Consider the following 14486-nt stretch of genomic DNA (forward strand, 5'->3'; position numbering starts at 1 on the left):
ACTGAAAAAGCCTCCACTATTTTGATAAAGTGAAACTTTAATCAGTGGGGGGGTTCTTCAGCCCCCACTGATTATTAGCCTTCACCAATCGGACTTTTATGGGCAGTTGATTCCACACCTAAATTCTTTGCTTTCGCTGAATTTTGAGGTGGGGGTCTTACTGCCCATTAAAGTCGGATAAACTTGTCTATTTTCTATATTACTATTAAATGTAAAGATTTTCTTGTTTTTTTATTTGATTATTTGAAAAAAGGGAAATTCGTTGTCGTTAAGTAAGGTTTAATCGTATATCTTCAGAACACCTTTTCTTTTTCCCTTTTCTTCTGATACACTATGACAGTATTATATAACTTGACTGGAATTTTTTATGCTGGAAATAATAAAAAAGAGAACTTGTATAGAATGTAAGCGTGTGGTAATATCAAAGATGTACTGATTGACTATATTATCCAATTGGTCATTTTTGGAGGTGACGATGTGGCGATAGATCGAAAACGTTCTATTATTGAAGCTGCAACAAAGTCTTTTTCAGCGTTCGGTTATAAAGCAACAACGATGGATCAAGTAGCGAAGTTAGCGAATGTAGGAAAAGGAACGATTTATACTTTTTTCAAAAATAAAGAAGAGCTATTTGGTGAAATTATTTCTAATTTAATTACAGAGATGAAGCAAGTTGCAGAGAATGCAATTCGTTCAGATGTTTCATTTTTTGAAAATGTACATAGAGCATTATATAGCATATTAGAATTCAGAAAAGAACATCAGCTCATGATTAAGTTAATTCAAGAAGAGCGTGATATGGGAACGAAAGAAGTACAAGAAGTGATGCAACAAGTAGATGTGGAAATCGTTTCCGTCATTCAATCGTATTTAAAGATTGCGATTGAAAAAGGTGAAATTAGCAAATGTGATCCAGAAATTACAGCATTTATTATGCTTCGCTTATACGTATCGCTTATTTTTGATTGGGAAAAAAATCATGAACCGCTAGAAAAAGAAAAAATCGCAGAATTATTTGAACTTTATTTATTAAAAGGATTGTCAAACTAAGATAATCCTTTTATTATTATAAAAAGTGACTGTTTGAACAATTCGGTCATACATTTATTTTAGGGAGGGATAATAGAAATATTCATTTCATAGTAAGGAACAGTTGCATAGTATAAATTCGGGGATAAGGCATATGTATGAATAGGTATAGCCTTTTTGTTTGGATAAAAATGACTAAATGAACATTTTGGTCATTTAGAAAAGGGGGAGAAATGATGAAATGGAATCAGTTACTTCGTAAAGAGTTTACTGAAATTATAAAAAGTAAAAAAATATTAATTCCAATTATCGCGGTTTTATTCGTGCCAATTTTATATGCAGGTATGTTTTTATGGGCCTTTTGGGATCCGTATAAACAATTAGATGATTTACCAGTGGCGGTAGTCAATTTAGATAAAGGTGCAGTATTTGATGGGAAACCAATTGAGGTCGGAAAAGGGCTCGTTGATAATTTAAAGGATAACACAAGTTTTAAATGGGAATTTGTAAGTGAAAAAGAAGCGAAAAAAGGAATGGAAGGTAGAAAGTATTACATGTTAGTACGCATTCCAAATGACTTCTCAAGTAACGCTACAACGTTATTAAAAGATGATCCAAAACCATTAAACTTAGAATACATTCCAAACGAAAGCTTAAACTTCTTATCTTCACAAATTGGCGGAACAGCCATTGAAAAAATTAAAGGTGAAGTATCAAGTACGTTAACGAAAACATATGCAGAGAAAATGTTCGATTCCATTCAAGACGTCTCAAAAGGATTAGCAGATGGGGCGGAAGGAGCAAATAAACTACACGACGGATCAAGTGAGTTGCATGATGGTTCAAGTAAAGTGACGGATGGCCTTCATACACTTCAAGGGAAGTCTGGAGAGATGAAGGATGGGGTTCAGAAATTAGCAGATGGATCTAATAAGTTACAAGATGGATCCGGAAAAGTGACAGCAGGTTTAAATACGTTAAATAGCAGAACCGGTATAGGGAAATTACAAGATGGATCAGGAAAAGTAACAGCAGGTTTAAATACGCTAAATGGCAAAACAGGTGAAATGCAGACAGGTATAGGAAAATTACAAGATGGATCAGGAAAAATAACAGCAGGTTTAAATACGCTAAATGGCAAAACAGGTGAAATGCAGACAGGTATAGGGAAATTAATAGATGGATCAGGAAAAGTAACAGACGGTTTAAATACGTTAAATAGCAAAACGGGTGAAATGCAAAAAGGAATTGGTGAATTATATGATGGATCTGAGAAAGTGACCGGTGGTTTGAACAAATTAGTAAGTAAATCCGGTGAATTAAAAACAGGAACAACGGATCTATCAAATGGTATGGAACAATTGGTTGGGGGGCAAAGACAATTAGAGGAAGCCTCTCAAAACATTGAAAAAGGTTTGCAAGATTTAAATAGTAAAGTGAAAAGTTCTGCTGCAGCTTTAGAGGAAATGCAGTCAAAAGGCCCTTCTATATTGAATACAGTAAATGAGAAAATAGATGGAGCTGGGGCGAATATAAATCAGTTAAATGAACTTACGCAATCAACAGCAGGAGATGCAAAAAATGCAGCGCAAGATGTAGCGAATTTACAAAAGCAAATTGAAAGTTTACCAAAAGAATATCAAGAGCAGTTACAACCATTCATAACAAGTGCTGTAAAAAGTACAGCGACAGTTCAGCAAAAAGCTGCGGGAGTAGCGGGTGGAACAAATAAATTAAATGAAGAAGTAAAACAATTAAAAGGCGAAATAGATCAAAACACAAGTGATACGCAAAACAAACTACCGGACACAGAGAAATTGAAATCTTTAACAGATGGTATTGAGAAATTAGCGAGTGCACAAAAAGGATTTGTTGGAAATTTCCAAGGGTTTGGTACGAAGTTAAATACCGCTAAAGAAGGGGCAAATAAATTTAAAAACGAATCCGGTCAATTAATTGATGCGATAAATCAATTAGCAGATGGTTCGGGTAAAGTAACAGGTGGCTTAGACAGATTATCTGCAGGAGCAAACCAAATGGCAGGTGGTGTAAATCAATTAGCAGATGGCTCAAGCCAAGTAACAGGAGGTTTAGGTACATTATCTGCAGGAGCAAGCCAAATGACAGGCGGAATAATGCAATTAGCGGGTGGTTCAAGTCAAGTAACAGGAGGTTTAGGCACGTTATCTGTAGGAGCAAATCAAATGGCAGGTGGAATAAATCAATTAGCGGACGGTTCAAGTCAAGTAACAGGAGGTTTAGGCACATTATCTGTAGGAGTAACCAAATTAGCAGATGGCTCAAATCAAGTAACAACAGGCCTAGGCGATTTAAATGGTGGCCTAAATCAAATGTCTACCGGCTCAACCCAGCTAATCGACGGCGTAAATAAACTAGCAGACGGCTCTGGAAAAGTAACAGATGGCCTCGTAAAAGTAAACGACGGTTCAGGCGAACTTGCTGAGAAACTTGGCGAAGGGGCAGAAAAAACTGGTGAAGTGAAAGGGACGGATAAAACGTATGATATGTTTGCAAGTCCTGTAAAAGTGAAGACGGAGAAAATGGCGGAAGTTCCTAACTATGGAACTGGATTTACACCGTATTTCTTATCACTCGGTTTATTTGTTGGGGCATTACTATTATCAATCGTATATCCATTACGTGATACAGTTGGCGTTCCAAAATCAGGATTTAGTTGGTTTATTAGTAAGTTCGGCGTGTTATTATCAGTCGGTATTATTCAAGCGATAGTAGCAGATGTGATATTGCTATTCGGATTAGGTGTAGAAGTACAAAGTATTCCGTATTTCATACTCTTTAGCATCGTTACAAGTTTAGCGTTTATCGCATTAATTCAATGTTTAGTAACAGCATTCGGTGATGCAGGGCGTTTCATCGCCATCATCACATTAATTATTCAGCTTACAACAAGTGCTGGAACATTCCCACTAGAATTGATTCCGAAGTTATTACAACCATTCAATGCTTGGTTACCGATGACATACTCTGTATCAGGATTGAAAGCAGTCGTATCAAGTGGAGACTTTAACTTCATGTGGCAAAACGTAGGGGTGCTCATGATTTTCATTGTTGTATTATCACTTGGAACAATTGCATCCTTAACTTGGATGCACAAACGACAATTTAAAAATATTGCGGAAAATCAATCGATTGAAGCGTAGAAAAAAAAGCACCTTTTCGGTGCTTTTTTATTTTAATGTAGGAGGTCTTTTCTGTAGTTTATATAAACCTTTTTACAAGATATAGAGACGAAAGAAAAGGATTTACAACAATTTATAGAGAAAACTAGATATAGAGGAGTTGATATGATGAAAGGAAATCTTACTTATTATTTTATTTTAAATCCGCTAATCATCTTTCTTGTTTACGCCCTTTCACCTATCTTGTTTCATAAAGAAAAATATACAAATATGAAAGACGCACTAGGAATACTTTTAGTTTACTATGTGCTAATTAGCGGGTATTACCTTATGGATGTTGTAAGTAAAAGAATGAAGAAAAATAATAAGGACGAACAATAAAGTTGTAGTATTAAAAAAACGGTGGAGGATAACAAAATGACCGAAAATGAAATGAAATTCAGAGATACGACGATTCGTAACTTTTTCGATAAAGAGGACCGCCTAAAATCGATTCCAGGTCAAAAGAAGAAAAAACTAGTATTGTTAGAGCATTTAATTAGCAAGTTAAACGCTGGAAATCAATATACGGAAAAAGAAATTAATACTTTTATAAAACAGTATCACGATGATTTTTGTACGATTAGACGTGAGTTTATTGTGCACGGGTTTATGGATCGAGAGGATAATATGTACCATATAAACGGGAGAGAAGTTTGGACGAAGTGGGAGGAGTTATAAATGTAATGAGGAAGGGGAATTGTCTTGCAAGCTAGTAGTCTTATACGTGAAGAAATTTCGGGAAAACCATCAATTTTAGGGATATTCACTTCGCCAACAGTGCAATTTAAAAGGATGAAGAATCAAAGAAATATACTTTTACCACTTGTACTTTTAATAGTACTAATTATAATTTCAAGTGCTTTCATGTCATGGAATACTTTAAACAATCCTGCGTTTAGTATGTTTCATGATAAAACGGGATTTACGGTACCGAAATATATAACTTTCTTTACTACACTCGGGGTTTCCGTAGTCAGTGGAATCGTAGCTTTATTTTTTGCGCCTATATTCTATAAAAACATTATGATTTTTTTCGGGGTTGATATTACCTATAAAGAAACATTTCCTATCATTATTTATGCTTCGTTTGTATTACGATTAGGGATGATTTTAAACGGATTCATTGCATTGTCTCTAAATGGATATGAGATATCTTATACGAGTTTAGGGGCAATAGCAACGGATAACATGGTTTTGCATACAATCGCTCAAAGAATAGATATATTTAATATTTGGTATTACATTTTATTAGGCATCGGTTTGAAAACGATAACAAATTTATATAAGAAGAAACTTATTCCTCTTATTATTGTCCTTTTCGTTTTCACTAGTTTATTAGCGAGTATGGCTGGATTTATGCAGGAAATATCTAAACCGTAAAGATATATGGGAAGTAGAAATATAAAGGTGGTTTGGATATAGATCAAACCACCTTTTATCATTTTTTATACTAAAACTTCTGTTTCCAGTCTGTCTTTCTGACGAAGATGATGTGCGAAATGCATAGAAATAAGCTGGAACCATTCTGCTGCATGTAAGTAACCAAGCCCAGGATGTTCGACTTTACAATCACTTGGGATAGAAGAAAGTGTTGGCTCAATGTCTTTAACAATTGTAATTAATTCTAGAAGCTGTTTCTGTACGTCTTCTTTATTAGATGGGTTTTCAGGCGTATATCCAGGATGATCTGGTAATTTGATTTTTATGTCTGGGAAAGCTCCCATCATATATACCTTTTCTCCCATATCTGTTTTCTTGTTAGTTACAGAAGGCAATTCAGTTGTGCATTTTGAGATTGCATCTAACTGCATGCGTGTAGCTGAAATTAAGTGATTATACATTTGACCGAGAGACCATACCTCATGAGAAGGCTTCATCCTAAATTGTTCTATAGAGTACTTTTCTAATTCCTCTATGTAGTACGTTGCTAACTCTTCAAATTTCTTCATATCACTAACTCCTTTTTATGAAAATGTATTTGTTACTCCCTACTATAAAGAAGTAATGCTGACAACATTATGTCAGTAGTGAAATGCAACAATTAAAGTTTTAACATTTTCTTTGCTTCATCATGAATTTTCTCAGATAGAACGTTTGGTTCAAGTACTTGCACTTGGCTTCCCCAGCTTAATACCCATTGAAATACTTCGTCTATGTTTCTCGATTTCAAAAAGACGTGAAAACCATTGTCTCTATGCTCGTATGAATCTATGAAGAAGTATCGTGATTCAATAATTTTATGTGCAATATGGGCTGGGAATAATAAATGAATCATCACAGTACGGTTGCTTTCAGGCTGATATTCTTGCAAAGAAAAGTCTTCGGGTTTTGTAAAGAATTCTTGTACTTGCTGTAATTCCTCCATTCGATCTAAGCGAAAATTACGTATTTGTTCTCGAAGTACACAATGAGAAACGATGTACCAAATTCCTGAAATATTGACTAAACCGTAAGGATGAACGGTCCGTTTTATTTTTGTAGTTTCTCTTGGTTTACGATAAGAAAAAGAGATAGCCTGTTCTTTTTGGATAGATTCTTGCAACAGGATAAGTTGTTTTTCAAGTTTTTCTTGTTCAGATTGTTTGTGTGAAAATATAGGAGAAAGGAAACGGAAAGTCCCTCGTAACTCTCGGGCTTTCTTTTGTTGATCAGTAGGGAGGACGACCTCAAGTTTCTCTTTTGCTGATTTTGCGTGTACAGAGAAAGAAGAAGTGAAAGTTTTCTCGATATAATCACCGCCTAATAAAAGAGTAACAGCCTCTTCAGACGTAAGCTGAATGGGTGGTAAGAAATAACCATCCATTAATGAATAACCTTGGCCAGGCATGGCGAAAAGTGGGACGCCAGATTCACTAAGTGCATCCATATCTCTATAAATCGTTCTTATACTTGTCTCAAATTTTTCAGCTAAGCTTTGTGCTGTAACAGTTTGTCTTCTTTGTAATTCAATTAATATAGCTAATAAACGATCCGTCCGATTCATGAAATATCCCCCTGTATCTTTTATAAATATGCCTACTGTAAACTTCTAAAAGCAGTATAAACTCTCCTCCCATTAACAGACTTTTCCCTATGTATAATATTAATATAGTAAAATCATAACAACCCATATTGCAGTTTCCAATAATATACTATATAATCAATTTAAGAAAACGTTTTCATGCAAAGGGGGAGAATTTCGTGTCGACTATAGAGGACGTGGCGAAATTAGCGGGGTTATCAAGGACAACGGTTTCTAGGGTGATTAATAATCATCCATATGTTTCAGATGAGAAGAAAAAAAGGGTTCAATTAGCAATGAAGCATTTAGGCTTCGTTCCTAATTCTGCGGCGAGAAGGCTTCGTAAACAAAAGACGGAAACAATTGCGGTGCTAGTTCCAAGGATTACAAATCCTTTCTTCAGTAGATTTATCGAAGCAATCGAGATTGCTGCTTCTGAACATAAATATAAACTGATTATTTGTCAAACAAGATATTTACCGGAAAAAGAGATGGAGTATTTACAATTATTATCTACGAAACAAGTAGATGGGATTATTCTATGTTCACTAGAAAATCCGTGGGAAGATGTAGAGCCATACTTACAGCACGGTCCAATCGTGTTATGTAATGAATATATTGAGGAAGCAAATGTTCCAACAGTGAAGTTTGATCATGCACAAGGAGCATACATAGCTGCTAAGCATGTGTTAGAACAAGGATATCGTAATCTTATTTTTTGCCGTGGAAACGAAACCAAAGTGGTTAGCCAACAGCGAAAAATGGGCTTTTTACGTGCCATAACAGAGAAGAGCCGCCAAGTAGAAGCGATCGATTTTCTTGAAAACGCTTTCTCTTGGGACGATGGAAAGAGAATATTCCATGAAGTATTAAAAGACAAAAAAAATCCTACCGCGATTTTGGCAGGAGGCGACGAGGTTGCAGCTGGAATTATTTCAGAGGCAAAACGCCATGACTGGAGCATTCCAGATGATCTCGCTGTTATCGGTTTTGATAATCAAATATTATCACAGATTACAGAGCCAGGTATTACGACAATTGAACAGCCAATCGATGAGATGGCCCGAAAAGTTGTCGACCTGATGATGGATAAAATCCATACGAAAAATTATCGACAAAAAGAATTGTATGAGTTTGAACTGGAGCTCTTGGTGAAAGGTTCAACGATGAAGAAGGATACGATGTTATTAGCCTAGTAGACTATGTCTGCTAGGTTTTTTTATGTTCACAAACTACTATTCTTCGTGAACGCAGTCATCACATTTGTTATGGTATGCTTCGTGTTGCTCATCAATTTCTTTCCCGCAGTGCGCACAAGTTTTCGTCGGTAAATTTCTGAAAAACTCCATTGGTTGATCGATCATGTCAATCCCTCCATTTCCATTTCTTACTATCATTGTATTAGTACAAAAAGTAAAAGTCAACAACTGTTTTATAACAAAATTGAAAATTAATGAAAAAGTTTAGGAAATGGATTATAGTTAACAATGTAGGATGTAAGTGAAACATGCATTCCTACTCGGTTTTAGAAAGGATGGATACATATGAAAATGACTGTTGTCGGCTTTTGGGGCGGATTTCCAGAAGCGGGAGAAGCAACGTCGGGGTATTTGTTTGAACACGATGGTTTTCGTTTACTTGTAGACTGTGGTAGTGGTGTACTAGCACAGCTCCAAAAATATATAACACCATCTGATATAGATGCAGTTGTACTTTCGCATTATCATCACGATCATGTTGCAGACATTGGGGTATTGCAATATGCGAGATTAATTATGAGCGGGGCGAAGGGGCAACTACCGGAATTACCAATATACGGTCATACGTTTGACGAGAATGGATTCCATTCTTTAACGCATGAACCGCATACGAAAGGAATCGCGTACAACCCAGAAGAAACACTTCAAGTTGGACCGTTCTCGATTTCATTCTTAAAAACTGTTCATCCTGTTACATGCTTTGCGATGCGCATTACAGCTGGTAGTGACGCTGTAGTATATAGCGCTGATTCCAGTTATATTCCTGAATTTATTCCATTCACAAAAGATGCTGATCTTTTCATTTGTGAGTGTAATATGTATGCACATCAAGAGGCTGCAAAAGCAGGGCATATGAATAGTACAGAAGTAGCAAGTATTGCGAAAGATGCAAATGTAAAAGAACTTTTATTAACGCACTTACCACATACAGGCAACACATCTGATTTAGTAACAGAAGCAAAACAAATTTTCAGTGGCCATATTACGCTAGCGCATAGTGGTTACATCTGGAACTCATGAGGTGATACGATGTTATTTATTGATAATAAAGGAATTACAGATCCTAGAATAAACTTAGCAATTGAAGAATATTGTGTGAAGAATTTAGATATTAACGAAACATATTTACTGTTCTACATTAACGAACCTTCCATTATCATTGGTAAAAACCAAAACACAGTAGAAGAAATTAATGCAGATTACGTAAAAGAACAAGGTATTCATGTTGTTCGTCGTCTATCAGGCGGAGGCGCAGTATATCATGATTTAGGAAACTTAAACTTCAGCTTTATTACGAAAGATGATGGAGACAGTTTCAGCAACTTTAAAAAATTCACAGAGCCTGTAACGAAAGCGCTTGGTAAATTAGGCGTAAATGCAGAACTAAGTGGTCGTAACGACATTTTAGCTGAAGGTAGAAAAATTTCAGGTAACGCGCAGTTCTCAACGAAAGGTCGTATGTTCAGTCACGGTACGTTACTATTTGACTCTGAAATCGATCACGTCGTATCAGCATTAAAAGTAAAAATGGATAAGATCCAATCAAAAGGAATCAAATCAATCCGTAGCCGCGTTGCGAACATTACAGAGTTCTTAAACGAAAAAATGACGACAGAAGAGTTTAGACAACTTCTTCTAGAAACAATTTTCGAAGGGGAAACAGAAATTCCAACGTACGAATTAACAGAAAATGATTGGAAAGAAATCCATAAACTATCTGAAGAGCGCTACCAAAATTGGGATTGGAACTACGGAAAATCTCCGAAGTTCAACTTACAACATTCACACCGCTTCCCAGTTGGACAAGTTGATGTTCGTCTTGAAGTGAAAAAAGGAACAGTAACAGAATGTAAAATTTACGGTGACTTCTTCGGTTCACTAGATGTACATGACATTGAAGAGCGTCTAACAGGTGTACAATTTGATAAAGATGCATTCACTGCAGCTTTAGAAGGCGTAGATATCGTACGCTATTTCGGTAATATTACAACAGAAGATTTCTTACATTTATTCTTCTAAAAATGAGGGAGGCTACCGTAATGGGCAGCCTCTTTTTTTACGTAGATTGTCACGTTTTGTCGGTAAGTCGATATATTTTAAAAATCGCTGATATAAGTTGAGTTACGGTCGATATATTTGGAAAATCGCTGATATATTTCGAGTTGCGGTTGATATATTCGAAAAATCGTCGATATCATTTCATTCACCATAAAATCACAGTACATTTGCCCCTCGTAAAGGAATATATATATTCAAAGGAGGCGGTTCGAAATGAAAAGAGTAATGTACGTTGTATTACTGCTTAGCTTCGTCATCGGAATGACAGCTTGTAACGATGAAACTTCCTCAAGTCGGACACTTTTATCTATTGGAAAGCCAGCGAAAGATCATGTTATATATTTTACGCATACAGATAACAAACGAAAGATAGATGATATACAAACTATGTTTCAAAATAAGAAATGGAAAAGAAATGAAACGTTTAGTACGGTGAATAAAGCGCCAGATCTTGTCCTGTCGATAGATGAGGACAATAAAGGAATACCAACGTTATATGTTACATTGTTCTTTCATGAAAATGGAGCGGATGCAATCAACTTATATGGGGAGCATACGAGCTTGAATAAAGAGGAACTAGAAAAACTTAGTGAAAAGATGAGTGCATATTATTCTGAAATGATTTTAGCCTTCGTTTCATCATTTGCTAACAAATGAAATTCCCTTATCCTTCCAAAGTGAATCAACAGGAGGTGATCGTTGTATATGCAGTTAATGGAATATCACTTGCCACTTTAATTTTCTTTTAATATAATTAATTTAGAATTTTTAAATATTCTAAATTTTATAAAGGTGGGGTTTGTGTGAATCTCGTTCAATCTTTGGCTGAAACGGCGAAAAAGAAGGGGGATAAACCGGCTTATATATTTATGGATCAGTCGGTCTCGTATGACCAATTAAACAAAATGGTCACAAGGTTTTCTAGCAATTTAGCAGCAATGGGCATTGGAAAAGGGGACAATGTCGCATTAGTTGTTGGAAACTCACCACATTTTTTGGTCGGTTTATACGGAACAATGAAAGCTGGAGCAACTGTCATTCCAGTGAATCCAATTTATACAGCAGACGAAATGCATTACATTTTACAAAATGGAGATGTAAAAACAATCATCGTACTCGACGTCCTTCTACCTGTTATACAATCTCTTACAACAAGACTTCCTTCACTTGAAAACATCATCATATGCGAAACCTCATCAGATTTTAACCATACAGAAACCGAAAAAATGAAAACGTTTACGAGAATGATAGGGGCTGGAGATGTAACTTACGAAGGCCCAGAGCTAGATGAAGAAGATGTAGCGGTTATTCTATACACTTCAGGCACGACTGGAAAACCGAAAGGCGCTATGTTAACACATAAAAATTTATATAGTAATGCGAACGATGTGGCGTCGTATTTACAATTTACTGCTGCTGATCGCGTCGTTGCGGCACTGCCAATGTTCCATGTATTTTGCTTAACAGTGGCGGTCAATGCACCGATTGTGAACGGAGCGACTATTTTAATGTTACCGAAATTTAGTCCGAAAGAAGTGTTCCGTATTTGTCGTACGTATGAGCCAACGATTTTTGCTGGTGTACCGACGATGTACAATTATTTATATTTATTCGAAGAAGCAAGCGCAGAAGATGTGAAGACGCTTCGCCTTTGTATTTCAGGTGGTGCATCCATGCCTGTTGCTCTTCTGCAAAACTTTGAAAAACGTTTTGACGTTATCGTTTCAGAAGGATACGGTTTATCAGAAGCATCACCAGTTACTTGTTTTAACCCGCTAGATCGTCCGCGTAAACCAGGGTCAATCGGTACAAATATTTGGCATGTAGAAAATAAAATTGTGAACGAACTTGGGGAAGAAGTACCTGTTGGTGCAGTCGGTGAATTAATTGTTCGCGGACCTAACGTTATGAAAGGCTACTATAACGCACCAGAAGATACAGCAGCGACATTGAAAGACGGCTGGTTATATACAGGAGACTTAGCGAAAATGGATGAAGAAGGTTACTTCTATATCGTTGATCGCAAAAAGGATATCGTCTTAGTTGGTGGTTACAACGTATATCCTCGTGAAGTAGAAGAAGTATTATACACACACGAATCTGTAGCAGAAGTTGTCGTAATTGGCGTTCCTGATGAAAACTTAGGAGAAGCAGTACGAGCTTACGTCGTTCTGAAACAAGTTCAAGTAACAGAAGAAGAACTGATGCATTATTGCACGTTACATTTAGCAAAATATAAAGTGCCAATGAGTATCGAATTTTTAACAGAATTGCCGAAGAATACGACGGGTAAATTGTTAAGAAGAGCGTTAAAAGAGAAAGCGATGCAAGTATAAAAATAGGGGCAACCATCTTGATGAAGATGGTTGCCTTTGTATTTTTTAGAATTGATTAAGCTATAACCCCATATATTTAAACCGTAATATGACTAATAAGGAGGAGATATACGTGGAGCAAAAGGAATTACGTTTACGGAGAGTTCAATATCTTATTTGTGACATTATGGATGAAATGAACGCGGAAAGTGAGAAGGAAAACTTAGAAATTTTGCAGCAAGTCATTGATCATCTTTCAGGTGCGATAGGTGATTTAGTTGATCCATCAAGCTCGTATTCTATTGATTATTTAGAACGGAAAGTTCATACGGCACATTATTTACTATTTAAAAATGAACGAAAGGCATATTTGTGTAGGAAATGATATTTTTTATTTGACATTGATAATCATTATCAATATGATAGTTGTGTTGGGTATAATCATATAAAGAGAGAGGTCATGTTGATAATGATTAAGAAAAAATATGTTAATGCGTTCGTTATAGCAGCAACTTTAGCGGTTCCATTTAGTGGTATTATGGCACCGATTGCGAAAGCAGAAGCGGCAGTAGAAATGAAAGCAGCTAGCAAATTAGCAGATGGTACATATGATGTTATTTTAAAGACTTATAAAGATCAAACGAATGATACATCAGTTGCATCTACATATTTAAAAAATCCAAAAGTAACTATTCAAGGTGATAAAAAAATCGTTACGTTAACAGTTCAAGATAGCAGCTATTTTCAGTATCTTAGAGTAGAAGATCCAAATAAAGTAGGGACATTCCATGATGTAAAAGTAATCTCCGAAGATAAAGCGAATAATGGCACGAAAGTTGTTCAATTTGAAATCGGTGAGTTCTCGAAAAAATATAATATGCAAATGCATATATTAATTCCAGCAATTAAATATGATCATAAATATCAACTACAGTTTGAAATCGATGCAAGTGCAATTGAACAGAAGCCTAAATTCTCAGATGTCCCGACTTGGGCACAAGAATCAGTTCAATATTTAGTAGATAAAGAAGCAGTGCACGGTAAGCCAGACGGTACATTTGCTCCGGCTGAAAATATCGACCGTGGCTCAGCTGCGAAAATATTAGCAACTGTTTTAGGTTTAGAAATTAAGAAAGATGCAAAGCCATCATTCCGTGATGCACAAAATCATTGGGCAACTCCATATATTGCCGCTGTTGAAAAAGCAGGTATTGTAAAAGGTGATGAGAAGGGTAACTTTAACCCAAGTGGGTTAATTAATCGTGCATCAATGGCTTCTATGCTAGTAAATGCATATAAATTAGAAAGAAATGAAAATGTTAAACTACCAAAAGAATTTGCTGACTTAAACAATCATTGGGGTGCGAAATACGCCGATATTTTAATCCAAGAAAACATTTCAAATGGAACAGATAATGGCTGGGCTCCAGATAAAGCGGTAAGCCGCGCAGAAGCAGCACAATTTATTGCGAAGACGGATAAGTTGAAGAAATAAATTGAAACTGTAATCAGTGAGGGACGATCCTCACTGATTTTTATTTAGGAAGAAAAAACAAAATCCAAGTTGACACATATGAATTACGGAATTAAAATGAAAAGAAATCGAATAGAATAAAATACA

General features: G+C 35.9%; 15 protein-coding genes. 12 read left to right on the plus strand and 3 right to left on the minus strand.

Going from position 1 to position 14486, the window contains the following annotated elements:
- The first annotated feature begins 477 nt into the window (after positions 1-477).
- The 5 genes from BAQ44_RS09950 to yknW all read left to right on the plus strand — a co-directional run bounded on the left by BAQ44_RS09950 (position 478) and on the right by yknW (position 5612).
- Positions 478-1050: a TetR/AcrR family transcriptional regulator gene (locus BAQ44_RS09950; protein WP_000963378.1), complete on the plus strand. Its 573-nt coding sequence runs from the start codon at positions 478-480 to the stop codon at positions 1048-1050.
- A gap of 215 nt (positions 1051-1265) precedes the next feature.
- Positions 1266-4211 (plus strand): YhgE/Pip domain-containing protein, encoded by a 2946-nt coding sequence (locus tag BAQ44_RS09955; protein ID WP_071721559.1) that lies wholly within the window; start codon positions 1266-1268, stop codon positions 4209-4211.
- Between the two features lie 144 nt (positions 4212-4355).
- Positions 4356-4571 carry a hypothetical protein gene (locus BAQ44_RS09960; RefSeq protein ID WP_071721560.1) on the plus strand — a complete coding sequence of 72 codons (216 nt, stop codon included), beginning with the start codon at positions 4356-4358 and terminating at the stop codon, positions 4569-4571.
- A gap of 36 nt (positions 4572-4607) precedes the next feature.
- Positions 4608-4910, plus strand: coding sequence for a DUF2087 domain-containing protein (locus BAQ44_RS09965; protein ID WP_071721561.1), 303 nt, complete (start codon positions 4608-4610; stop codon positions 4908-4910).
- A 24-nt stretch (positions 4911-4934) separates the two neighbouring features.
- A complete protein-coding gene (yknW, locus tag BAQ44_RS09970; protein WP_071721562.1) occupies positions 4935-5612 on the plus strand; it encodes a YknW family membrane protein in 678 nt (225 codons plus the stop codon).
- 65 nt (positions 5613-5677) lie between these two features.
- Here yknW and BAQ44_RS09975 read toward each other — a convergent pair whose 3' ends face one another.
- Positions 5678-6181 (minus strand): DinB family protein, encoded by a 504-nt coding sequence (locus BAQ44_RS09975; protein ID WP_071721563.1) that lies wholly within the window; start codon positions 6179-6181, stop codon positions 5678-5680.
- Between the two features lie 92 nt (positions 6182-6273).
- On the minus strand, positions 6274-7215 hold the full coding sequence (locus BAQ44_RS09980; RefSeq protein ID WP_071721564.1) for a helix-turn-helix transcriptional regulator: 942 nt from the start codon (positions 7213-7215) through the stop codon (positions 6274-6276).
- A 197-nt stretch (positions 7216-7412) separates the two neighbouring features.
- Here BAQ44_RS09980 and BAQ44_RS09985 point away from each other — a divergent pair, with 197 nt between their 5' ends.
- A complete protein-coding gene (locus BAQ44_RS09985) occupies positions 7413-8429 on the plus strand; it encodes a LacI family DNA-binding transcriptional regulator (protein WP_000103724.1) in 1017 nt (338 codons plus the stop codon).
- A 39-nt stretch (positions 8430-8468) separates the two neighbouring features.
- On the opposite strand, the gene yhfH is transcribed toward BAQ44_RS09985, so the two are convergent.
- Positions 8469-8597: a protein YhfH gene (gene yhfH, locus BAQ44_RS09990; protein WP_000567010.1), complete on the minus strand. Its 129-nt coding sequence runs from the start codon at positions 8595-8597 to the stop codon at positions 8469-8471.
- A gap of 180 nt (positions 8598-8777) precedes the next feature.
- Between yhfH and BAQ44_RS09995 the strand changes: the two genes are divergently transcribed.
- From BAQ44_RS09995 to BAQ44_RS10020, 6 genes are all read left to right on the plus strand, one after another.
- Positions 8778-9512 carry an MBL fold metallo-hydrolase gene (locus tag BAQ44_RS09995; RefSeq protein WP_071721565.1) on the plus strand — a complete coding sequence of 245 codons (735 nt, stop codon included), beginning with the start codon at positions 8778-8780 and terminating at the stop codon, positions 9510-9512.
- Between the two features lie 9 nt (positions 9513-9521).
- Complete coding sequence (lplA, locus tag BAQ44_RS10000) at positions 9522-10511, plus strand: lipoate--protein ligase (RefSeq protein WP_063261987.1); 990 nt, start codon at positions 9522-9524, stop codon at positions 10509-10511.
- 252 nt (positions 10512-10763) lie between these two features.
- Complete coding sequence (locus BAQ44_RS10005; RefSeq protein ID WP_071721566.1) at positions 10764-11207, plus strand: hypothetical protein; 444 nt, start codon at positions 10764-10766, stop codon at positions 11205-11207.
- Positions 11208-11353: 146 nt separating this feature from the next.
- On the plus strand, positions 11354-12886 hold the full coding sequence (locus tag BAQ44_RS10010; protein ID WP_071721567.1) for a fatty acid--CoA ligase family protein: 1533 nt from the start codon (positions 11354-11356) through the stop codon (positions 12884-12886).
- A gap of 112 nt (positions 12887-12998) precedes the next feature.
- Entirely contained in the window at positions 12999-13250 is a 252-nt protein-coding gene (locus BAQ44_RS10015; RefSeq protein ID WP_071721568.1) for a hypothetical protein, read from the plus strand.
- A gap of 84 nt (positions 13251-13334) precedes the next feature.
- Positions 13335-14360: an S-layer homology domain-containing protein gene (locus BAQ44_RS10020; protein WP_071721569.1), complete on the plus strand. Its 1026-nt coding sequence runs from the start codon at positions 13335-13337 to the stop codon at positions 14358-14360.
- Positions 14361-14486: the final 126 nt, after the last annotated feature.

The sequence above is a fragment of the Bacillus mobilis genome, from assembly GCF_001884045.1.
GTDB classification, from domain to species: Bacteria; Bacillota; Bacilli; order Bacillales; family Bacillaceae_G; genus Bacillus_A; species Bacillus_A mobilis.